Source organism: Methylotuvimicrobium sp. (genome assembly GCF_050611805.1).
In the GTDB taxonomy this organism is placed as follows: domain Bacteria; phylum Pseudomonadota; class Gammaproteobacteria; order Methylococcales; family Methylomonadaceae; genus Methylotuvimicrobium.
This window is the reverse complement of sequence record NZ_JBNGHF010000061.1, coordinates 1-23022: the sequence shown is the minus strand read 5'-3', so window position 1 is coordinate 23022 and position 23022 is coordinate 1. Positions and strand designations below refer to the sequence as shown.

At 45.7% G+C, this 23022-nt stretch carries 16 protein-coding genes; 9 read left to right on the top strand and 7 right to left on the bottom strand.

Annotation, left to right across the window (positions count from 1 at the left end):
- Positions 1-67: 67 nt before the first annotated feature.
- Positions 68-1180, bottom strand: coding sequence for an adenosyl-hopene transferase HpnH (gene hpnH / locus ACRJJO_RS19425; protein ID WP_404360196.1), 1113 nt, complete (start codon positions 1178-1180; stop codon positions 68-70).
- 472 nt (positions 1181-1652) lie between these two features.
- On the opposite strand from hpnH, the gene ACRJJO_RS19420 reads away from it, so the two are divergent.
- The 7 genes from ACRJJO_RS19420 (at position 1653) to ACRJJO_RS19390 (ending at position 11819) form a co-directional block, all read left to right on the top strand.
- The gene (locus tag ACRJJO_RS19420; protein WP_404360195.1) at positions 1653-2753 is read left to right on the top strand and encodes a phytoene/squalene synthase family protein; all 1101 of its coding nucleotides are present in this window, start codon (positions 1653-1655) and stop codon (positions 2751-2753) included.
- 10 nt (positions 2754-2763) lie between these two features.
- On the top strand, positions 2764-4722 hold the full coding sequence (gene shc, locus ACRJJO_RS19415) for a squalene--hopene cyclase (protein WP_431067255.1): 1959 nt from the start codon (positions 2764-2766) through the stop codon (positions 4720-4722).
- Positions 4719-5423: a phosphorylase gene (locus tag ACRJJO_RS19410; protein ID WP_431067254.1), complete on the top strand. Its 705-nt coding sequence runs from the start codon at positions 4719-4721 to the stop codon at positions 5421-5423. The genes shc and ACRJJO_RS19410 overlap by 4 nt, the downstream gene beginning before the upstream one ends.
- 19 nt (positions 5424-5442) lie before the next feature.
- Entirely contained in the window at positions 5443-8058 is a 2616-nt protein-coding gene (locus ACRJJO_RS19405; protein WP_431067253.1) for an MMPL family transporter, read from the top strand.
- 16 nt (positions 8059-8074) lie between these two features.
- Positions 8075-9466, top strand: coding sequence for an aspartate aminotransferase family protein (locus tag ACRJJO_RS19400; protein ID WP_431067252.1), 1392 nt, complete (start codon positions 8075-8077; stop codon positions 9464-9466).
- A 325-nt stretch (positions 9467-9791) separates the two neighbouring features.
- Complete coding sequence (locus ACRJJO_RS19395; protein ID WP_431067251.1) at positions 9792-10832, top strand: Rpn family recombination-promoting nuclease/putative transposase; 1041 nt, start codon at positions 9792-9794, stop codon at positions 10830-10832.
- A 444-nt stretch (positions 10833-11276) separates the two neighbouring features.
- A complete protein-coding gene (locus tag ACRJJO_RS19390) occupies positions 11277-11819 on the top strand; it encodes a Uma2 family endonuclease (protein WP_431067250.1) in 543 nt (180 codons plus the stop codon).
- Positions 11820-12056: 237 nt separating this feature from the next.
- On the opposite strand, the gene ACRJJO_RS19385 is transcribed toward ACRJJO_RS19390, so the two are convergent.
- Positions 12057-12776 (bottom strand): PEP-CTERM/exosortase system-associated acyltransferase, encoded by a 720-nt coding sequence (locus ACRJJO_RS19385; protein ID WP_431067249.1) that lies wholly within the window; start codon positions 12774-12776, stop codon positions 12057-12059.
- An 824-nt stretch (positions 12777-13600) separates the two neighbouring features.
- On the opposite strand from ACRJJO_RS19385, the gene ACRJJO_RS19380 reads away from it, so the two are divergent.
- A complete protein-coding gene (locus ACRJJO_RS19380; protein WP_404360185.1) occupies positions 13601-14335 on the top strand; it encodes a PEP-CTERM/exosortase system-associated acyltransferase in 735 nt (244 codons plus the stop codon).
- A gap of 35 nt (positions 14336-14370) precedes the next feature.
- Here ACRJJO_RS19380 and ACRJJO_RS19375 read toward each other — a convergent pair whose 3' ends face one another.
- The 4 genes from ACRJJO_RS19375 to ACRJJO_RS19360 form a co-directional block, all read right to left on the bottom strand.
- Positions 14371-15309, bottom strand: a complete 939-nt coding sequence (locus ACRJJO_RS19375) for a hypothetical protein (RefSeq protein WP_431067248.1) — start codon at positions 15307-15309, stop codon at positions 14371-14373.
- 74 nt (positions 15310-15383) lie between these two features.
- Positions 15384-17675 (bottom strand): efflux RND transporter permease subunit, encoded by a 2292-nt coding sequence (locus tag ACRJJO_RS19370; RefSeq protein WP_431067247.1) that lies wholly within the window; start codon positions 17673-17675, stop codon positions 15384-15386.
- A gap of 362 nt (positions 17676-18037) precedes the next feature.
- Positions 18038-18898 (bottom strand): ThiF family adenylyltransferase, encoded by an 861-nt coding sequence (locus ACRJJO_RS19365; protein WP_431067246.1) that lies wholly within the window; start codon positions 18896-18898, stop codon positions 18038-18040.
- A gap of 9 nt (positions 18899-18907) precedes the next feature.
- Positions 18908-19705 (bottom strand): alpha/beta fold hydrolase, encoded by a 798-nt coding sequence (locus ACRJJO_RS19360; protein ID WP_431067245.1) that lies wholly within the window; start codon positions 19703-19705, stop codon positions 18908-18910.
- Between the two features lie 334 nt (positions 19706-20039).
- On the opposite strand from ACRJJO_RS19360, the gene ACRJJO_RS19355 reads away from it, so the two are divergent.
- Complete coding sequence (locus ACRJJO_RS19355) at positions 20040-20897, top strand: PEP-CTERM sorting domain-containing protein (RefSeq protein ID WP_431067244.1); 858 nt, start codon at positions 20040-20042, stop codon at positions 20895-20897.
- Positions 20898-20974: 77 nt separating this feature from the next.
- On the opposite strand, the gene ACRJJO_RS19350 is transcribed toward ACRJJO_RS19355, so the two are convergent.
- Positions 20975-22672 (bottom strand): tetratricopeptide repeat protein, encoded by a 1698-nt coding sequence (locus ACRJJO_RS19350; protein WP_431067243.1) that lies wholly within the window; start codon positions 22670-22672, stop codon positions 20975-20977.
- Positions 22673-23022 lie beyond the last annotated feature (350 nt).

Genomic DNA, 23022 nt, shown 5'->3' with positions numbered 1-23022 from the left:
CGGGCTGCATTCCCACGCTGGAGCGTGGGAACGATAGGGGGATGTGAATAATTACCTCAAACCTGCTTTATGAATCCATCGCCTCGACAGTAATAGGAATGCCGGAGAGACTAGAAGCCGGTTTTTCATTTGCATAAACAGGAACCGGCTCCGGAACCATGTCGCCTTCGGTTTTAGGCCCTCTGATCGCTGTCAATAGACCTTTAATCGGGTTTTTCATCATATCTTCTACAGCCGTTGCCTCGTAGCCGCAATGCGCCATACAACTCGCGCATTTCGGATTTTTCGAAGTACCGTATTTTTCCCAAGGCGTTTCATCGAGCAATTGCTGGAAGGTTTCCGCATAACCTTCGTCGGATAACAAATAGCAAGGCTTTTGCCACCCGAATACATTGCGGGTCGGATTGCCCCATGGCGTACAATTATAGCTTTGATTACCGGCCAAAAAGTCTAAATAGAGCGACGAATGATTCAATTTCCATTTACGATTCTTACCGATCTTGAAAATGCCCCGGAATAATTCCTTGACATCGCGCCCTTTGATAAAGATATCTTGTTGCGGCGCACGTTCGTAACTGAATCCCGGCGCAATCGTAATGCCTTCGACACCCAACTCCATCGCGTAATCCAAAAATTCGGCTACTTCTTTCGCATTCTCTCCTTGAAACAGCGTGCAATTGATCGTGACTCTAAAGCCTTTATCGAGCGCTAACTTGATCGCTTCAACCGCTCTATCGAAAACACCGTCTTGACAAACCGATGCATCATGTCTTTCTTTATTACCATCTAAATGAATGGAGAAGGTCAGATATGGAGAAGGCTTATAGTCATCGATCTTCTTCTTCAATAACAGCGCATTCGTACAGAGATAAACGAATTTCTTTCTCGCAACGATGCCTTCGACAATTGCCGGCATATCTTTATGAATTAACGGTTCGCCACCGGGGATCGAAACCATTGGCGCACCACATTCGTCGACCGCTTGCAAACATTCCTCGACCGATAAACGTTTATCTAAAATATCATCCGGATAGTCGATCTTTCCGCATCCTGCGCAAGCCAAATTGCATCGAAACAATGGCTCGAGCATTAAAACCAAAGGATACTTTTTAGCCCCTTTCAGTTTTTGCTTAATAAGATAACTACCAACTGCTAACTGCTGACGTAATGGCACACCCACGGGCATATCCTCCATATTGACTGAATACAAGCAAGGCCGATCATAATCGAGCCTCATAAAACCGAAAAACGACCTGTTGCATGCTTGCAACAGGTCAAAAACATCATGCACCCTTCCTTGAAAACGACATCCGGCGAATCAAAACAACACACCTGAAATACAAGTCCTTATAGAATACAATCATTTATAGATTTACAAGTAGAATACTATCTTTTCGGAATCGACTCCAGTTTTAGCATAATTTTATCGCCTTAAGCGCCAAACCGAAGCACATTGCAGACTATTTGCAAAAATACAACACAAACTTTTAAATAGTTGATTTTTATTCTATATAACAGAGCTGGAGCATAGAATTTTACTCATATTGGCTAGAAAACAACATTGCTTTGCAAAATACCAACAAACAGTCTATCATTGCCGTTAAATTAAGTCTGTATCCAAAACTATCAAGACGAAATCTTAGAAAATAATCATGAGCGCATTACAACCAACACTGGACAAACCGGAGTCATTAACCGGCCTATCCGACGATGAATTTCAGGCATTGCTGCTTGAAGGCGTCTCCAGAACGTTTGCGCTGACTATTCCGCAACTTCCGGATAACCTCTACCGTCCGGTAGCCAATGCCTATCTGCTGTGCCGAATTGTGGACACAGTTGAGGACGAAGTCTCTCTAAGCCCCGACCAAAAAAAAATATTCTGCGAACGTTTTATCGAAACCGTCAAAACCGGTCATGGTGCGAATGATTTTGCCGCCGACCTATCCCCTTTATTGTCGGAGCAAACCATTCCGGCCGAACATACGCTGATCGACCTGACGCCACGCGTCATTCAAATCACACATTCGTTCGATCCGCAACAGATTGAGGCGCTGGCAACTTGCGTCGAAACAATGGCACAAGGCATGCCGATCTTTCAGGCGCAAAATCTAAGCAATGGACTGCCGACCATGGCCGACATGGATAACTACTGTTATTACGTAGCCGGCTGCGTCGGCGAAATGCTCGCCAAACTGTTTTGCCATTACTCGCCCGAGATTGCAGCTCATAGAGAGCGACTACTCGAACTCTCGGTATCGTTCGGACAAGGTCTGCAAATGACCAACATCCTCAAGGATATATGGGACGACGCTGGCCGCGGCGTTTGCTGGCTGCCTCAAGATATTTTCGACGAGACCGGTTTCGACTTATCGACGTTAACGCCGGAAACCGATGACGAGAACTTCCGAAAAGGCCTTGAACACCTAATCAGCATCGCACACGGACACCTGCGTAATGCACTCGCTTATACGCAGCTGATTCCGTCGCACGAAACCGGCATTAGAAACTTCTGTTTATGGGCGCTTGGCATGGCGGTCCTGACCTTGCGAAAAATCAAGCAGCACTTGGACTTTAAACAATCGAATCAAGTCAAAATCACCCGAAACAGTGTCAAGGCAACCATTCTAACAACTCGTCTTACCGGGCGCAGCAACCGGCTGCTGTCCTTATTGTTTAATCTGACCAGCCGCGGGCTCGAATCGCCCGATTGGACTTACCACCCACAATCCCTGAAAGCTAAGTCAGCACTATAAAGGAAGCATTATGTTCACCGACGCCACTACAGAGACCAACACGCGCGACTTGCCCAGCTCCGCCACGGCCATCATCGCCAAGCCTAACGATTTAAACAAAGCCATCGGCAAGGCGCAGGATTACCTGCTAAAGCTGCAGCAACCAGACGGCCATTGGATTTTCGAATTGGAAGCCGATTGCACGATTCCGTCCGAATACATCATGATGATGCACTATTTGGGCGAAATCGACGAAGTACTGCAAGCCAAGATTGCCAATTATCTAAGATCGCGCCAATCCGAGGAAGGCAGTTACCCGATGTTCCCCGGCGGCCCAGGTGATATCAGCGGCAGCGTCAAGGTGTATTATGCACTGAAAATGGCCGGCGATTCGATAGACGCGCCGCACATGCAAAAACTCAAAGATTACATTCTAAGTCAAGGCGGCGCGGCCAGAGCCAATGTATTCACGCGCATCGCGCTGGCGATGTTCGAACAACTGCCTTGGCGCGGCGTGCCTTATATTCCGGTTGAAATCATGCTGCTTCCGAAATGGTTTCCGTTCCATTTGGATAAGGTTTCGTATTGGTCCAGAACGGTCATGGTGCCGCTGTTCGTACTGTGCTCAGAAAAAGCGACGGCGAAGAACCCGAATAAAGTCGACATCCTGGAACTTTTCGTCGTTCATCCGGACAAGGAAAAACATTATTTTCCCGAGCGCACCGCTCTGAACAAATTTTTTCTGTTATTGGATCAACTCGGCCGTGTGACTCGCCCATTGATTCCGAAACGCATGCACCAAAAAGCGCTCGATAAAGCCCAAGATTGGTTTATTGAACGCCTCAACGGCGAAGACGGCCTAGGTGGAATTTTCCCGGCGATGGTCAATGCTTACGAAGCGATGCTGCTGCTCGGGATGCCGAAAGATCATGAACTGGTCGTTACGGCTCGAAAAGCGATCGATAAATTGCTGGTCATCAATGAAAACGACGCCTATTGCCAACCGTGTCTGTCACCCGTCTGGGATACCGGCCTAACAGCCATGGCTTTGCAGGAAGTCGACAAAAACGGTAATCGTGACGCATTGATTCGCGCCTATGATTGGCTAAAATCCAAGCAATTGATAGACGAACCGGGCGACTGGCAAGTAACTAAACCTGACTTGGAAGGCGGCGGCTGGGCGTTTCAATATGCCAACCCACACTATCCCGATGTCGACGACACCGGACTAGTTGCGTTCGCCATGGCCGATTCCAATCTGCCCGAGTTGGACGAGTCGATACACCGCGCGACACGCTGGATCGTCGGCATGCAATCGAAAAACGGCGGCTACGGCGCATTCGATGTCGACAACACTTATTATTACTTGAACGAAATTCCGTTCGCCGACCACGGCGCGTTACTCGACCCGCCTACGGTCGACGTCACCGCGCGCTGCGCGATGCTAATGGCACGCGTTGCAAAAGGCCACGAAGAATACCGTCCGGCACTGCAACGCACAATCGATTATATTCGTAGCGAACAAGAAACGGACGGCTCCTGGTTCGGGCGCTGGGGGACTAACTATATCTACGGTACCTGGTCTGTATTATTGGGCCTTGAGCAAACCGATGTCCCTAAAACCGATCCGATGTATGTCAATGCGGCAAAATGGCTGAAAAACGTGCAACGCGAAGATGGCGGTTGGGGCGAAGACAACTTCAGTTATCATGACGAACAAAACTTTCGCGGAAAATATCGCTTCAGCACCGCTTTCCAAACCGCCTGGGCCATTATCGGCTTGATTGCGGCAGGCGAAGCGCATAGCCCGGAAGTCAAAGCCGGCGTCGAGTTTCTAATGAAAACCCAGCTGACCGACGGTAGCTGGAACGACAAATGCTTTACCGCTCCCGGTTTTCCAAGAGTGTTTTATTTGAAATACCACGGCTACGATAAATTCTTCCCGTTGTGGGCCCTGGCCAAATACCGTAACGCGATCAATAACACGTGATCACGGGGATTATTGCCGCCCTACCGGAAGAATTAAGCACCCTGACTTCGGACAAACCGAAGAAAGGGTGCTGTCACGTCATCGCCGAAAATATCCTTATCATTCAATCCGGCGCCGGCCCGAAAAATGCCGAGCAAGCAGCTGAACAACTGCTCGGTCAAGGAGCCGAACGCCTCATAAGCTGGGGTTGTGCCGCTGCGCTCGCACCTGGCTTGCGCCCAGGCAACCTAACCCTACCCGAACAACTCATTAGCGATGACTTAGAAAGCATCGACATCCGATCTCCCTGGCTTGCTGAAATACAAGCGCTATTAAACGCGCTTACCCCTGTCGCGCATATCAGCCTAGCTTCCAGCAATACGCTTGTCGCCACAAGCAAGGACAAAAAAGAGCTCCATCGAAAAACCGGTGCCGCGGCACTGGACATGGAAAGCGTAGCCATCGCCAAAGTCGCTAAGGCTCACCGAATCGATTTCCTGGCCATTCGATCGATCGCAGACCCCGCCGATATGAGTCTACCTAAAGCCGTCGCGCACGCCTTGGACCCAGACGGCGAAGTCAATATCGCCAAACTGCTTAACTATCTCATCAAACATCCCTTAGAATTACCAAGCCTGATACAATTAGGCCGGCACTTTCATGCATCACAAAAAACATTGAAACAGGCCGCATCGATTTGGCTGCCATCAATCGTTAACTAAAAATCCGCGCACCGCCGGCATGACTCAGCATCACGACACCCTTATTCACAGATTATTACTATGGTGGGACCGCCAAGTCTTACGTTTTCCGTGGACTTTGCTGATTCTGACCACGACTTTGTCCGGCTTTAGTCTGCATTACACGATCAACAACCTCGGATTCAATACCGATACGACGCAAATGTTGTCGCCGGATTTACCCTTTCAGATCAATCGCTTTCGTCTAAACGAAGCCTTTCCCGAAGATGCCGCCGCTATCATGCTGGTGGTCGACGGCGAAACTCCGGAACAAATCTCGCAGGCCGCAGCCGAACTCGCGCAGCGTCTAAGCCGAGACAAGGAACACTTCGAGTCGGCAATAATACCTACCGATAATGCATTTTTTAAGCAACATGCTTTATTATTTCTCAGCCTTGACGAATTAGACGACCTGTCGAAAAAACTGACCGATGCTCAACCGTTCATCGGTTATCTCGCGCAACACTACAACCTGGAAGGCTTATTCGAAATCATTCGTCAAGCACTCGAGGAAAAAGATAAGTCGTTACCGATGAATCTTACGCCGCTGCTGACCGCGATAGACGAAACAATCGACCGTCGACTCAATCAGAACCCTCGTTATTTATCCTGGCAAAACCTACTGGCCGACCACAGACTCAATACCGAGTCCAAACGATCGATCGTCATTGCCAAACCTAAACTGATTTTTACCGACATCATGCCCGCCGATTATGCACTTTCGGCCGCGCGATCCGTAAGTCAATCGATCATGCAAGAAAACCCTGCAGTCCGCATTCGAATTACCGGCGAAACCGCTTTACAACACGAAGAACTCGAAACGGTCAGTGAAGGCGCGATTATTTCAGGCATATTATCGCTGCTTCTCGTTTGTGCCTCGCTATGGTTGAGTTTCCGCTCCGTCAAACTACTCTTGACGACATTGATCGCACTGATCATGGGCCTGATTCTGACTGCCGGCTTCGCCACGATCGCGGTCGGACATTTAAATATTATTTCAGTGGCCTTTGCCGTTTTGTATATCGGACTCGGCGTCGACTACGCCACGCATTTGTGCCTACGCTACAGAGAATGCCGTGCTGCAGGCATGAACAATGAAGGCGCAATTACCGAAAGCATCAACAGCATCGGTTTCTCGTTGTTTTTATGCGCATTGACCACCGCAATAGGCTTTCTCGGATTCATTCCGACCGACTACTCCGGCGTATCCGAATTAGGCATTATTTCCAGCGCCGGCATGTTCATCGGCCTGGGGCTTTCATTATCGATCGTACCTGCTTTATTGAAAGTCATGCCGCTGGGCAAAACCGCCCCGTTTAGATCCTCGCAACTATCATCGGTCATAGCCCATTTTCCGTTTCGTCATGCCAAAGCGATCAGAATCGTCAGCATACTGCTTGCCATTGCCTCGGCCGCGGTACTTACACAATTGGAGTTCGATTCCAGCACATTCAACTTACGCGACCCCAGCCGCGAATCGGCCTCGACATTCAAAGAGCTTTTGTCGTCACGCAATGAATCGCCTTATTCCCTAACCGGCCTTGCAGACAGCCTGGCGGAGGCCGACCGACGCGCCGAAGCGTTGCATGCCTTGCCGACGATTCATGAAGCACTCACCCTATCGAGCTTTGTCGCCAGCGATCAAGAGGACAAACTCTATCGAATCGAAGAGCTGGACATGATTCTCGGCGCCCAACTCAAACAATTCGGCAAACCGTTGCTTGCTAACGATCAGCGCGATGCCGCAATTCGGTTCGCCGTTACGCTACAAAAAGCCATCGATGAAGCAACGACCGCCGTCCCGATTCCGGTACTGGAAACCCTGCTCGCACGAATCAACAGCTATATCGAATTTGCCGACCGACAGCCCGAACCGGATACCGAATACAGCCAATTGGAACAAAACATATTGGGCCTGCTACCTTATACGATGCAGCGCTTGAGCATCAGTTTGACCGCCCAAACTTACGACCTGGAGGACCTGCCGCCTTACATAACCGACCATTGGCAAAGTAAAAACGGCCTTTATAAAATCATGATCACGCCGGAGAAAAACCTGAACATTACCAGTCACCGGCAAGCCTTCGTCAATGACGTACAAAGCATCGATACTAGCGTATCCGGCTTACCGATTATCGATAAAGCCTCAGGCAACGCGATCATACAGTCATTTGTCGAAGCCTTCGCTTGCGCATTCGCAGCGATCGTCGTGCTCATGCTGATCATTACGAGAAACATCCGCGATACGCTATTGATGATTGGATCGCTTCTGCTTGCGACCTTATTGACCGGAGCGACCAATGTCTTGCTCAACAATCCGTTTAATTTCGCCAATATCATCGCCCTGCCGCTGCTGATGGGCATGGGCGTCGACAGCGGCATTCATGTCGTGCACCGACTGCACAGCCACTGGTCGAACGGCGTCGACCTGCTGCAAAGCAGCACCGCACGAGGCGTCTTATTCAGTTCTTTAACAACCTTATGCAGTTTTTCCAGTCTTGCCTTCACGCCTCATCCAGGCACATCCAGCATGGGCTTGTTACTGGCGATCGGCATTTCCTTTACCATCATTTGCACGTTAATCGTGCTGCCTGCGTTCAGCCGGCACAAAATATAAATTTAGAGGTCTTTTTATGTCTTTCAGCATAGCCGAGCTATTAGCGCAACACAGTGAAGATAAATTTGAGTTGCATGAAAAACATTTGAACAATCAAATGGTTCGCGTTTTAAAAACAATCGGATACGACCGCAATTACAAACGCGCGGTCGGCCAATATCTCTACGACGAACAAGGCAACGAATATCTCGACCTGTTGAGCGGCTTCGGCGTATTCGCGATCGGCCGCAACCACCCGACAGTGATCAGCGCCCTGCAAGAAACTCTGACACTCGAATTGCCGAACCTAGTACAACTCGACGTCTCGATATTGAGCGGCTTACTGGCCAAAGAAATCTTGACGACGACGCCGGAAAATCTCGAAAAAATGTTTTTTTGCAACTCGGGCACCGAAGCGGTAGAGGCCGCGATCAAATTCGCGCGCTACACCACCAAGCGCTCGAAAATCGTCTATTGCGAACACGGTTATCACGGCTTAACAATGGGCGCACTCTCGCTGAACGGCGAAAAGATCTTCCGAGAAGGCTTCGGCCCGCTCCTGCCCGACTGCATCGCGATACCGTTCAACGATTTAGCGGCACTCGAACAAGCACTAAGCAACAAAGACGTCGCGGCCTTCATCGTCGAACCAATACAAGGCAAAGGCGTCAACCTACCCGACGACAACTACTTGGTCGAAGTCGAACGCCTCTGTAAAAAATACGGCACGCTATTCGTCGCCGACGAAATCCAAACCGGTATCGGTCGCACCGGTAAATTCTGGGCGATCGATCATTACGGCGCCAAACCCGATATGATCCTGATGTCCAAAGCTCTATCAGGCGGTTTCGTTCCTGTCGGCGCGGTCGCGATGACGCAGCACATCATGGACACCGTCTTCAATCGCATGGACCGCGCAGTCGTGCACGGCTCGACTTTTTCCAAAAACAACATGGCGATGGCGGCAGGACTGGCGGGCCTTGAAGTCATCAAATCGGAAAATCTTGTTGAACAAAGCGCGACAGTCGGCAATGACATCATCGCCAGCCTGAATGCACTGTCGACAAAATACGAATTCTTGAAAGAAGCGCGCGGCAAAGGCTCGATGATCGCAATCGAATTCCACGCCCCGAAAAGCCTGACATTAAAAGCGGCCTGGGCGATGCTGGAAGCAGCCAACAAAGGGCTGTTCTGTCAAATGATCACGATCCCGCTATTCAAGGATCACCGGATTCTAACCCAAGTCGCCGGACACGGCATGAACGTCGTCAAACTGCTGCCGCCGCTCACCTTAACACAAAAAGACCGCGATCATATCGTCAACGCCTTCGACCAAACCATCGCTGCAACCCATCAAGTCCCGGGCACGATCTGGGATTTAGGCAAAAACTTGGCGAGTCATGCGTTGAAGGGCAAAGCTGGGAAATAATTCGTAGTATGTTTGCGGAGTCGGTGAAGGGCTAAAGATATGACCTCATAAGCGCCAACTTAGTGCCTATTCTATGTTGCGTTTATGGCTTTATTCGTCATATCGGTATGGGTTGTCGATAGGATGTGGTGCTACGCATTGCCATCCGTGACCCTGGATTCCGCCAATCCCTGGCGGAATGACGAGTTCCTTCCTTAAGTTGGCGCTTATGAGATATGACCTCTCCCTTTAACAAAGGGGGATTGAGGGGGATTTATCTCCCTTAGCCTATCTTTTCCAAAGAGGTGGACTGAATACTTACCTTTTGATTGCTTAAACGATACCTATGGCAAAGAAATCGACCCCGCCTAATTACAACGACGCAGATGATAAGATGCCGCATGATACGGGCTATAAGTTATTGTTTAGCCATCCGCGACTCGTGCAAGATCTCATCACCGGTTTTGTGCAACCCGAATGGCTGGACAGCATAGACTTTAAAACCCTGGACCCGGTCAAAGCCAGCTTTGCTACCGACGACTTGCGCCAACGCCATGATGATTGTATCTGGCGATTGAAATTCAAAGACACCTGGCTTTATCTTTATTTGTTGTTGGAATTTCAATCCAGCGACGATTATTTTATGGCCAATCGGATCATGACTTATACCGGCCTGCTGTATCAGGATATCATTCGCACGCAAGCCTTAAAGAAAGGCGATAAACTGCCGCCTGTTTTACCAATCGTCATTTACAATGGCACGTCCAACTGGAGCGGGCCCATCGAAATATCGGCATTAATCGACCCGGTGCATCCGGCTCTTCGAGCCTACACGCCGAAGCTGAGCTATTTTTTACTGCAAGAAAATGCCACGCCGAAAGACTATAGCCAAGCACACCCGGATAATTTAGTGGGGCATTTAATCGCCTTGGAGTGGTGTTCCACGCCCGACGAGCTTAGGAAACATATCCAGCTTTTGCAGCATAAGCTCAAAGCAGCGCGGTACCAACCGATTCGACGCTCCTTTGCTATTTGGCTAAGCCGATTATTGCGCGTAAAATTCAAAGAAAAATCCATACCTGAATATCAAGAACTGACCGAGGTAAATGCCATGTTAGCCGAACGCTTGACCGATTGGACATTACAATGGAAAAAAGAAGGGGAGAAAATTGGCGAGAAAAGAGGTGAGAAAAAAGGCGAGAAAATTGGCGAGAAAATTGGCGAGAAAAAAGAGGCTGTTCGCTTGTTGAGTAAACAGATCCGCTTGAAGTACGGCGAATTCCCTAGCTGGGCGGAACATAAAATCGAGCAAGCCGACACCGAACAACTCGAAAACTGGGCTGAACGTATCTTAACGGCTGAAAGTTTAAAAGCGCTGTTGGAGTAACGGGGCGTATTCGTATTTATAGAGCCTGACACCGCAGACCAGCCAGGTAGGTCGGGTTTTAGCGTAGCGTAACTCTGCCTCGTTCCCAAGCTCTAGCTCTCATCGTTATACACAAGTATAAATATACTTATTGTGCAAAAAGCAGCAACCGAGTGCTAACATTGTTGTGTCGTCCGGAAAGGCTATTGCTGTTTGAGCGTTAGCGTCTTCGATAGTCGCGACGAAGGCGTCGCTCCCATAGCGGGCGGCGGATGCTCTGTGGGAGCGATCCCCTGATCGCCCCTCACCTAGCGTTAGGTGAGGAAGGCCGAGAGTGTTAAGTGACAATCAATGGAATCGAGGCCTCATCGACTAAGATTGCAAAAGGATAATTTATGACTTATGTATAACGATGAGAGCTGGAGCTTGGGAAACAGCGAACGCTGCTTGTTTTAGGAGTATAAAATGCCTTTAGCCTATCAAGAACATTACACTTTTGATGACTATCAACACTGGGAAGGCCATTGGGAATTAATCGAAGGCATGCCTTATGCGATGACGCCATCGCCCTCAGTTACTCACCAAATAGTTGCTTTTAACGTAGCAACATCAATCAAGAATGCCTTAAAAAATCAGAAAACCAACTGTTCCGATCGATGTACTATCTTGTTGGAAACCGATTGGCAAATAGCCAATGATACTGTTGTAAGACCCGATGTCATGGTGATTTGTCAGGATATCGACGAAAAAGTCTTGGTAACACCGGATCTAATCATCGAAGTTGTGTCTTCAACCAGCGTGAAACGAGACGAGATCATAAAGCGTGATATCTACCAGCGTGAAGGCTTACCCTACTATATCCTTGTTTATCCGGATGATCGCTTGGCTAAAGTCTATCGTAATGATGCACAAGGATTTATCAAAAAAGGGGATTATTCAGATAAAAAAGCTGAATTCACAATTCACGACTGCAGTTTCAATATTGATTTTGCTACGATCTGGCGATGAAAAAGCTATCCATCACTTTGCTCGCTCCAAAGCTCTAGCTTCACTCAGGGAGGGTTACTCAACCCGTCCCGAACGCTTTGATTTGCTTTTGGCCACGGCCGAAACGCTTAGGATTACGTTGGTATTCGGTAGATGACGACATAGGTACGCGCAGCATCCCTTCTACGACTTAGAAAACTTCACATCCGACGTCTAGCTTATAGTCAAAACCACACGCATAACAACAAATAATTGAACTCAAGCACATTGCTTAAGAACATCATTATCTTTCGCCGAGTAATATTTGTAGTGCGATTGAAACCCTTGATTCCAAATTGGATTTTGCAAAATCTCATTCATATGAATTCTATAAGGGAAACGCTGTCCATTTAATTCACACGAATCGCCGATTTGATCCATTTTAAAATTTTCTTTAGTGATCAAGCGATATAACATCTTTGTCGTTAAAAAATACCAGTTGTGAATTCGATTTTCAGCACAATACAAAGATGCGGCACGGAACATACCCCATATGACACTACGGTTCAAACGACGTTGATTACACAAGTAATCAACGTCATCATTCGCGCCATGTTTTTCAGTCAATCCTGTCGGTGGCTCGCCATCACTGGAACGCCGCCGAATTTCTTTAATTACGCACAACCGGGATATCTCCACCGATCTATGTAAATCCGACTTGATAACCCCATTGCTAAGCCTACAATGTTTTTCCAGAGGCAAATAGCCTAGCTCCGGTAAGATTAATCGCATAGCACCGACAAAGTGGCCGGTTAATTTATTTTTCACTATGAAATGAACCGAATGCTTATCCCACTCATCCATTTCTAATTGGGCACCGTTTGATGTTTTTTCAAACCCCATCTCCTCACAATAAACTTGATAACGGATATTGTAATGGATCTGCTTTGACTCATCGTTATCGGCAAGATAAACGTCAAAATAATCATCGAACATCATAAAATACACCTTACAGCAGTACCGGGCTTTAAAAAATAAATCTTTGAAACTATCTTGAAATTGGGCGAAGCATCAAATCTTACGCCTAAAAGCAAGAAATAAAGTATCTGCTAATATTAAAACTAGATTGAACCACCAATAACTTTCAAAATCTATATACAGCGACGAAAGCGTAGACTTTTCCGGGTAGCGCAGTCTAAATTAACAAAATGTAGCAACAAAGCTTTCCACAGATGAGCCCCTATTGCGCATATCAACACGCTCCGCTCGTCCAATATCATTGACTATGCCAATCTATTTTGCTCCTTGCAAAACCCGAACAATCCTTTTCGCTAGAATACAGGCTTAATAGCGCCTTACAAAGAAGTTTCCAACTTAAACTTTAGAAAGGATCCTAAAGGCCTCGCATTTCAGGCATGAGAACAGCTTCGACCGCTAATTCGTAGCAAGCCTAAATTTTAGAATATACGATAAACCTATCTTATTAAGCTCAGCTTAAAAAACAAAAAAATTGCTAAGACCTCTACACTAAATAGAAAAAAGCTAGAACTTTTAGATATTTGTATATAATCAAGCAAGATCAAACAAAAAAGTTAAGACAAACCACTCAACCGGCGCTACAAGCAAACAGTTAGAAAACAGTTAGAAATAAGCCTGAGCATAAAAACAAACGGAAAATACCGTTAATTCCTTCTCCAAACCAACTTAAAGCTTACGTGCTTTTCAAAATAAACGATAATAATGACATTTCCTTGACTTAAGCAAACACAATGATACTCAGGAAATTTTATTTAATGGCGCCTCTCTCTAATCGGAGACTGTAAATGGATAATAATGAAAAACAATCCTTAGTAGACAACTTCGAGCGCTACTTTTCAGTCGAGCTCGCGGAGACTCAAGTACAAAAAAACTTGGCATTCGGAATCCGCTACCGGGTTTATTGCCAAGAATTTCATTACGAAAAACCGAACAAGGAAGAACTCGAATATGACGAATTCGACGAACGCTCGAAACACTGCCTAATCATTCATCAAAATAGCGGTTTACCTGCCGGTTGCGTGCGCCTGGTACCAACTTTCGACAACCGCAAAAAAGACCCTCTACCTTTTGAAAAACATTGCCTGAATAGTCTAGACGAAAGCTTTATCGAACAATTAGCGCTCGACCGGCAACATGTCTGTGAAATCTCAAGACTCGCTGTCGACGGAATATTCAGACGCCGTCCGGGCGAACATTCAACCCGGTTCGGTGAACCAAGCTCGCTTGATTTTTCTCGGCAAGAACAAAGAACTTTTTCCCTGATTGCCGTTGCCTGCTTTTTAGCGGCTACCGTACTCACCGAAACGACCGAGCGGACAAGCGTATTCGCGATGATGGAGCCGTTTTTGCCTCGGCTGATGCACCGTTCCGGGATTATGTTTCAGCGAGCCGGTCAAGATATCGACTACCATGGAACAAGAGCCCCTTACTTTATAACCACCGAATCGGCTTTGACGCACATGCACCCCGATTTAAAAGAATTGTATCAATGGATCAAAGCAAGCATCGTACCCAGCTAAAACTACCTGGTATTAAAACGTAAAAATTCGCAAGGTCACGCACCGCCGATACTTTTCAAGATACTATCCAACGATGTAAGTCCGATCAATCCTCTAAATAAGATAAGCCCGCCCTCGACCAAACCATAACATTCGAAAGTCTGAACAGACTCCCATTCAGTGGATTGAGATGTTTTATCGATGTCATCAACTCGCCTAACCAAAATATTCAAGATATCGTTACTCGAAATAGCCGACAATAACTTACGATCAATACTGATTTTATGTGTGGTATAAACCATCGGCTGGTTTTCAAAATCCAGCGATTCCATTTTTGCCTTCTCCAACAACGCGCATGAAATCAAACTACATGGAAAAATTTCAGGGAAAATCGCCGTATCCGTTAGATCATCAAAATAAAGACGTTGATCCGCCAAAGAGCCGCACAGAAAATTTTTCGCATTACTGACATTCATAAACTTACGCTTCAGAAAAAAACCGCTCGGCGTCAAAAAACTTCGGTCCTTATAACGATTTAAGTCATCGAACTGCGGGGGCTCCAGATTATTTAAAAACAGCGGTGCGGGCGATTCTTTTTTATAGCCCACCAAAGCCAATTGACCATCTGCTTTCACGCTGACGCGGTGACTGAGAACGCCCTCACCAACCGGGTTGAATTGAGGTTTCTTGATATCAATGTCAACCACCTGTCCGGGCTTAACTGCATTAACGAAGGAAAATTGATAATTACTAAAACGTAAATTGTATTCGTCGATCAATTCATTCTCGTTAGTACTTTGCCGATAGCGCACAAACTCGTGCTCGATCATCGATTCCAATTGAAACCCCAAAGCGATTGGTCCTTTAAACGGATTATTCCGAATCCGCCGCCAATATTCCGCATCGTGGAATAAATTAAAATCATCGGTGGCATTACGAACGACATCAATGTGGATCTGTTGTAAGGCCTTAGGGTTAGCAGCAGTGTGTAACATTGAAAATAGTTTTCCCTTATCTGTCTGTAAATCAGCGTAAGACGAACAATTCGTAACCGAAAGCAACGATCAATTTACTTCCTATCCAGACACATTAAAATGGGCGGGAGCAATAACAAATCCATAAACAAAGCAATTCCTATTGTAATTGCAGTTAATAAACCCATGTCCGAATTCACTATAAAATGTGAAAAACTCAAGACAGCGAACCCACTAATTAAAACCAACGAAGTGACCCACATAGCACTGCCTACCGTTGAAAAAGCATAACGCACCGCCTCATCACAGGAGGCCTCTCGCTCAACCCTGGCATGACGATATTTACTGATGAAATGCACAGTATCATCGACGACAATTCCCAACGTCATTCCCGTCACAATCGACAAACCGAGCCCAACATTCCCATCTATCAAAGCCCAAACGCCAAATGCAACACCGGCAGGCGCTAAGTTTGGCACTAAGCTCAACAAACCTAATTTAAACGACCGAAAAGCGCCAACCAAAATGAAGGAAATCAACACCAATGCCAACACTGTCCCTCCCATCATGCTGACAATATTCCGCTTGCCAATATGAGAAAACATTAAAACCGGGCTAGCGACTTCGGCATCAATATCAGGCATATTAGTTTTCAACCAATTATGCAAACGCGATTCCACAACTAACATTTCATTTGAGCTCAGGCTTTTCAATGTTGCAATCATCCGAGTTCCGGATTTATCGATGTTAACCTGGTCATTTAAATCTAAACCGTACGGCAAGGACATTTCATACATCAACAAATATTGTGCCGCCAAATCTCGTGCAGCCGGCAGTTTATATTCGTCCTGACTACCGTCGTGCATATTCTGATTCAAACGCTTAAAGGTATCGGTGATACTATTTACATGCAACACTTCGGGCTGTTGCTGTAACCATTTACTCAATTGTTCAACTTTTTCCAAAACCAGGGGTTCATTCAAGCCGCCTTCTTCACTGACTGATAAAGCAATCTCGATAGTATAAAACCCGCCCATTTCCTGATCGAGAAAATCGGTAGCGCGCCTAAATTCGACCGTTTCATCGAAATACTTGACGAACTCGTCATTCAACTCATTCAGCGTCACCATTGACGTCAATATCAGCACCAATCCACCGTTGACTACCAAAAGAAACTTGCGCCGCCGAATAACCCATAGAGCTAATTTATCCATCCAATTTTGTTTTGATGCATCACAGCGCTTTACCCGCACAGGCAAAATCATCATTATTGCTGGCAAGATAGTCATTGTTAACAAAAAGGCAACGAGTACCCCGCATGCCACAATATTACCCAAATCCCTAAAAGGCGGCGCATCACTAAAATTCATGCTTAAAAACCCGATCGCAGTTGTGATACTCGTTAACAACATGGGCTTAAAATTGATTTTCAAACTATCTAACAGTGCTTCTTTTTTAGCCTGCCCTTGCCTCATATTCTGAAGCATCGCCACTAAGAGATGAACACAATCAGCCACAGCCATTGTCATGATAATGGTAGGCGCCGTTACCGATACCGGTGTAATCGGCCAACGCAACCATCCGAAAAAACCCATAACCGCCAATAGGGAAAAGATGATAAGCAAAATCGAACCAAAGGTTGCGCTAAAGGAGCGTAAGGAAAGTAGCAATACCAATATAATCATGCCGTACATAATCGGCGTCATTTTTTGACTATCAGCCAATGTCGACTCGACAAACGCATTATTCATCATAACCATGCCGGTCAAATGAATCTCAAGCTTCGGGTACAAAGACTTAATTTCCTCGGCCATGACCCGTGCCGCTGCCGCCACCTCGGTAACTTCCATCGGGTCTAATTCGGGTAACTGAACAGTCACATTCACACCCGCGACATGCCCCTGTCGAGACACCAAACGGTTTACTAACAAGGGTTCATTGAGCGCGATCTTTTTAATTTCGACTAAGTCGCTACTACTGATATCACTGGGATCCAGCACTAAATCAGCAACGACCAACTCACCATCCGAGATGCTCGTGTGTTGAAAATTAGTAATTGAATCGACTCGACTCGAAAATGGCAGTTGCCATGCTTTTTCGGTTAATAGCGCAATTGCCGACAACACCTCCGGAGTAAAGACATCATTACCGGGCGGCGCGATTACAAACAACACATTATCGCTTTTGTTATAAGTCGACTGAATTTTATCGAACGCTAGCAATTGAGGATTGTCTTCGCCGAATAAAGACCGGTAATCGTTATCGAACGTCAAGCGGGGCATCCCTAACGCCGAAATAAGCACGATAACAAAACAAAGCCCTACCGTTATCCAAGGACGCTCGACTATAAACAACATCGACCGCGATACGCCTGTGTCATTGCGCATGCTCAACTTCTCCTAAACATTTCAAAAAACGAACCGATTAGTCAATTGCTTCTACTAAAGGCCTATACCCGCCGGGAAACAGACTTCAGAGCCTTGGACAGCTTAGTAAGTGTCCAAAACTTATTTCCCGATTTGGCTAGTATCAGGTAACGCTGGAAGAAGTGTGCGCGGCATGGACGCCGTGCCCAAGCCTATAGGGATATATTCACGGCGTCTTCTGGAAGCGTTACCTGATACCGGCCGATAAAACCGGGTAATTATTTTGAAACAATTATTTAACGCAAATAGTAATCTTCATTTGGGCATGGCGTAATATTTCAACTATACACAATAGATTAGTCGAAACTGACAACGCCAATACATCATTCCACTCCAAGCAATTGTTTCAGCCGCCAAAACATCAAGCGCTGCAACGGGTTTCGATTGCCGCCGGGTCGCCAAGTTTTTTTCAACTGATTACGATAGGCATCGAAATGTAAACCCCAAGGCGCACAAATAACATCGCCTCGATTTAGTAGAATTTTCAATACATTCGTACAAGCCACACCAGCAGCCAACTCAATACCCATCGGCGTCGACGGCACTTTTTTCTTCAAAAAATTCACTGAAGTCCGCTCTACTAGGTATTTTCTTTGCATCACAGTCGGCGATACGCCGATTACAAAACGCATGATTTGCTCTTCAAACGAATAACCATCCAGCGCAAAATATTGCTCGAAACTCATTTTCCCCGGCATAAACACCAGCATCGCCGTCCCCATTCCCATCGGCGCGGCGGTAATAGTCGGAATCCCCAGCTCATAACAACGCGCGAATACGGCACGCCGAATTTCCAACGCAAAGATATCCAAACTATCGACGTAAATATCGACATCCTTTAAAAAGTCGTCCAGATTTTCATGCGTAATGCCTTGCTTGAAATTGACGATTTCGGCCTCCGGGTTGATATCTCGAATAGTCCGTTCCATGATTTCCGATTTCGGTTGACCCAAAGTACTCATGGACGCGCCGTATTGGCGATTAAAATTGGCAAGTTCGAAGGTATCCAAGTCGGAAATGTGGAAACGACCTATTCCCATCCTCGCCAATACAATCAAATGACTCCCTCCGACACCGCCTAAACCGCCGACAGCAATTTTTTTATTTTTTAGCAGCTTGAATTCCTCTCGCGTCACCCAACCGATATTGCGGGAAAAAGCTTCGTCATAATTGAATTCGACCATAGTTATCCCCTATTCCCCCTCATTATGCGGCGGTGTCAAAAAATTTAACACTACCCGATTAAAATATTCCGCCTGCTCTAATTGCGGAAGATGGCCGGACTTATCTAGCATATGCCATTCCGCTACCGGCAGCATTGCCTTAAATTGTAGACCTATTTCAACAGGAATACTCTTGTCGTGCTGTCCCCATATCAACTGGGTCGGAATTGAAAATGAAGCAAGCCGCGCAATCTCTTGTTCCAACGCATTGGGAAAATCACTACGCATGACAGACAAAATGTGACGCGTCGTTCTCGCTATCCGATGACTCAAAAACAAACTTTCGAACACAGCATCTGTCAAAATGCCTTGATCGTATATAAAATAATCGATCAACATTTTTTTTCGAACAAAAACCCCCGGGAAATTCAACATACATTCGCCAACACCCGGCCATTTCATAAAACGGACCGTAAATGTTTGCTTTACCGGCAAACCGGCGCTCGCAACCAAAACCAACTTATCAATACGATCTCGATGATCTTGTGCAAACTTGATGCAAACACCACCCCCAAGCGAATGCCCAACTAAATGAACGCGTTGTAATCCAAGATAATTAATAAATGCAAGCAATTGCTCGGAATAAAGACGATAGTCAGGTTTTTTTACATTGCGCGAACTTTGCCCAAATCCCCATAAATCGATTGCATAGACCTTAAACTTAGCGGAGAGGATCTCTAAATTTTGAAACCAAAGCCGACTATCGAAGGGAAATCCATGAATCAGGATTAAAGGAACCCCCTGCCCTAACTCGATGTAAGTCGTCATATGCGACTGCAAATTTACGGTTTTTTGACCGTAACCTGTATTGAACTTTAAATCACTAGTATTCCAAAGCATAATCGCCTAAAGATCGTCCTTTCAATTTCAACAAATTACAACTCGTTGTGTAAGTTAACAGCCAATTGGGCAAATATGTCGATTTTTTTTACAATCTGCGTTGCCGCGATCAGCCAAAACCACATCCAAATAGATATATACCCATATTATCAAGGATATAAAAATTCAGGCATGGATCCTGCTTAATACTGGCAGACCGCATAGTACTATGCAGTGCCAATTTTTTACCTTGAGACAATTCTATAACTTTTGGAGAAAAACCATGAACTTTAAACTATTAGCAGTATCCGCTCTGATTGCTGCCGGGACTTCGACAGCGCAAGCCGGTCAGTTCTACATCGACAATGGCGTTAATTTTGCTCCCGATACCGCGCCGCCGACTAAAGTCAATGCTACAAGTACATCCCTGAAAGATGAAATGACGGTTAAATATCAATCGTCCACCGATATCTTTTTCAGCAACCCTGCTGCTGGAATTCAAGTCGGCGACAGCATCATCACATCCGGCGGACTGGCCGTTGGTACTTTACCGTTCAATAGCATTACTTCCCTTAACCCTGGCGAAACTCTTGGCGGAACAGGCTTTGCCGATAACGGCTTTGGTGACGACTGGATACTCAGCTTTTCTTTCACCAATTTGGCAGGTACTGTCAACGGCTTTGCAGGCACCTTTCCAACGCTGAACTATACCAGCGGAACTATCGAAATGCTCTACTCTCTCGACGGAACGACTTTTAACAACTTCATGGATTTAGAAGTAACTAGCAGCGCCTTAACCGGCGGTGCTAACCTGGAGCTTAGAGGCCTTGTTGATTTTACAAATGTCGACGCCGGATTTGAGGATCTGTTCCGTCTGGCTGACGGCACATCTTTTTACGATGCTTGGCAGCAAGTTCCACCGCTCGAAATCGTCTTTATCGTCGATCAAAATACTAACCCCGCTCTCGCAACCGTCACTCCATTTGGAGATGACGGCAATGGAAATCCAGAAGGTATCACCATTACTAGTAACCACGACGGCAGCGTTACATTCCAAGCCGTTCCAGAACCCTCAACCGTCGCACTTTTAGGTTTGGGTTTATTGGGTTTCGGTGCAAAACTACGCAAAAAAGCCGCTTAATTCTTAGTTGCTTTACCATACAGAAAAACAAAAGCCCTCATAATGAGGGCTTTTTTCTTTCGTTTTATTTTATGTTTTTAATGCTTTTTTATTTCTTCCAGCAATAGCCCTGCTTTTTCTTTTGACTCAAAGATAGCATCAGTCTGAAGAAGCTCTATTAAAATCTTTTCGGCTTCTTTTCGATTTCCCTCGGCTACATAAGCCTTTGCTAAGTGGTATTTGATATTCAAATCGTCCGATTTCAATTCAACAGCTTTTTCGAGCACAACCGCAGCCTCATCGATTTTGCCTTGCTGTAATAATATTACCCCTAAAGTATCGGCGATATCACCATTCTTCGGCGCTAATTGAAATGCTTTTCGGGAAAGCTCAAGCGCTTTCGGATTAGCTTTCTCGTAATACAGCCATGCTAAATTGTTGAGTATAAATGGATTTTCGGGCTGAACGCTTAAAGCGGCCTTATAATGCTTTTCCTCCTCAGCATAGTCTTCTCGTTGCCGCGCAAATCCGGCCATTCTTATATGTGCCATCATATTTTTATCGTTTTTCTGCAATTCGCTTTTGAGCAAACTTAACGCTTCATCTTGTTTTCCTTGTGTACCCAAAAGATCCACTATCGTTCCTAGCAACTTTTCATTAGGCTGCATGTTGTAAGCTTCCGAATAGGCGGCATAAGCTTTCTCAAGATCTCTTTGCGCCAAATAAACATCACCCTCCATAGACTTGCCAAGACCGCTTTTAGGCACAACCTCTGCTACGCGCTTAGCAATAGCCAACGCCTCATCGAAACGTTGCAATTGAATCATCAAGTCGACAGACTGAATCTTAAGCTGAAGATTTTTTGGCGATATTTCGGACGCCTGCCTCATCAAATCAATGACTTCAGCCCCCTCTTCTCCTCTCCTAACTAGTATGTTTGCTAAAAGCATCCGGCTTCGCACATCTTGCCGGTCAATATTAATTATTTTTCGTAAAGTCTTGATAGCCTCATCGCCTTGATTACTCATTATTTGAATTGACGCCAATAGCGACAATGCGACTGTACTATCTTGATGACGATCAACTAAATTCTGAGCATGCGACAAAGCTTTCTGCGACTGTCCTATACGAACATAAAATTTACTTGCATTCAAAATCATCTTCGCTTCTTCATCAACACTCCCTTTAATCTTGTTCAGCGCTTTATCGATTACCTCCTTTATGTTGTCGGGGTTATTATTATCAGCCTCGATTTGTAACAACAACAAATATGGATCAGCCAATTTATCATTAACTGCAAGAGCTTGTTCTATAAACTGCTTTGCCTTCGAAACATTTCCTTCCTGATATTCAATCGAAGCCAAACCTAATATTGCAGCCTGTTTGCTTTTGTCGATATTTAAAGCTTGCCTTAAACTCGCTTTAGCTGAAGGAAAATTTTTCTCTTTTAGCTCAATCGCCGCCTTCAACATAAATAAATCGACGACATTAGGGTTTTTATTGATTAAATCCTGGACTTGCTTTTTTGCTTCAGCCAACTGATTATTATTAGCTTTTTGGAGAATAGAAAGCATTTCTTGCCGAATATGCAATTCATTTTGTTTCTCAAAGCCTTCAGGTTCCGATAAAAAATCTTGAGCTCTACCATCGAACATCGGTTCGTCCAATGAAAAAAAGTTGTCTTTTTCTAAGTCATGGACATCATACTTCGCTGCATTTACGACAAATCCACTCGCCATCATAGCAGCGCCGAGAAGTATCTTTATCTTGCAATATCTAAAATTAATTAAACGCATTTAACTATCCCCAAAAGTTGAATGAAAATTAAGTCGGAACTATTTATTTTTTGCTGCATTAATATTTTAATTCATGATCTATATTTACGCGGTTGACAGGAGGCTTATTATTTACAATTGATAAAATTTAACAAACAATGGACCAGCCCTTAATACCACTAAGTTAACCCGGCAATAAAATTGCCTTGACATTCGTACGTCTCATAATTTGATCTACCTTACGTTTTGCTAATATCTGCTCTTGAACCTGCCTGAGAGCGCGGCACGGATAAATAAGGAAACAGGTTTGTCAGAAAAAAGGGGTCAGGTTCTGAGGTATCCCCACAAAATAGCCATATAAAACAATTTGC

Coding starts and splice junctions, on each gene's coding strand:
- ACRJJO_RS19400 (WP_431067252.1), top strand. CDS start 8,075: ATGTCTTTCAGCATAGCCGAGCTATTAGCGCAACACAGTGAAGATAAA.
- ACRJJO_RS19390 (WP_431067250.1), top strand. CDS start 11,277: ATGCCTTTAGCCTATCAAGAACATTACACTTTTGATGACTATCAACAC.
- ACRJJO_RS19365 (WP_431067246.1), bottom strand. CDS start 18,898: ATGGTCGAATTCAATTATGACGAAGCTTTTTCCCGCAATATCGGTTGG.
- ACRJJO_RS19350 (WP_431067243.1), bottom strand. CDS start 22,672: ATGCGTTTAATTAATTTTAGATATTGCAAGATAAAGATACTTCTCGGC.
- ACRJJO_RS19370 (WP_431067247.1), bottom strand. CDS start 17,675: ATGCGCAATGACACAGGCGTATCGCGGTCGATGTTGTTTATAGTCGAG.
- ACRJJO_RS19375 (WP_431067248.1), bottom strand. CDS start 15,309: ATGTTACACACTGCTGCTAACCCTAAGGCCTTACAACAGATCCACATT.
- ACRJJO_RS19385 (WP_431067249.1), bottom strand. CDS start 12,776: ATGATGTTCGATGATTATTTTGACGTTTATCTTGCCGATAACGATGAG.
- ACRJJO_RS19355 (WP_431067244.1), top strand. CDS start 20,040: ATGAACTTTAAACTATTAGCAGTATCCGCTCTGATTGCTGCCGGGACT.
- ACRJJO_RS19360 (WP_431067245.1), bottom strand. CDS start 19,705: ATGACGACTTACATCGAGTTAGGGCAGGGGGTTCCTTTAATCCTGATT.
- ACRJJO_RS19380 (WP_404360185.1), top strand. CDS start 13,601: ATGGATAATAATGAAAAACAATCCTTAGTAGACAACTTCGAGCGCTAC.
- ACRJJO_RS19420 (WP_404360195.1), top strand. CDS start 1,653: ATGAGCGCATTACAACCAACACTGGACAAACCGGAGTCATTAACCGGC.
- ACRJJO_RS19395 (WP_431067251.1), top strand. CDS start 9,792: ATGGCAAAGAAATCGACCCCGCCTAATTACAACGACGCAGATGATAAG.
- ACRJJO_RS19405 (WP_431067253.1), top strand. CDS start 5,443: ATGACTCAGCATCACGACACCCTTATTCACAGATTATTACTATGGTGG.
- shc (WP_431067255.1), top strand. CDS start 2,764: ATGTTCACCGACGCCACTACAGAGACCAACACGCGCGACTTGCCCAGC.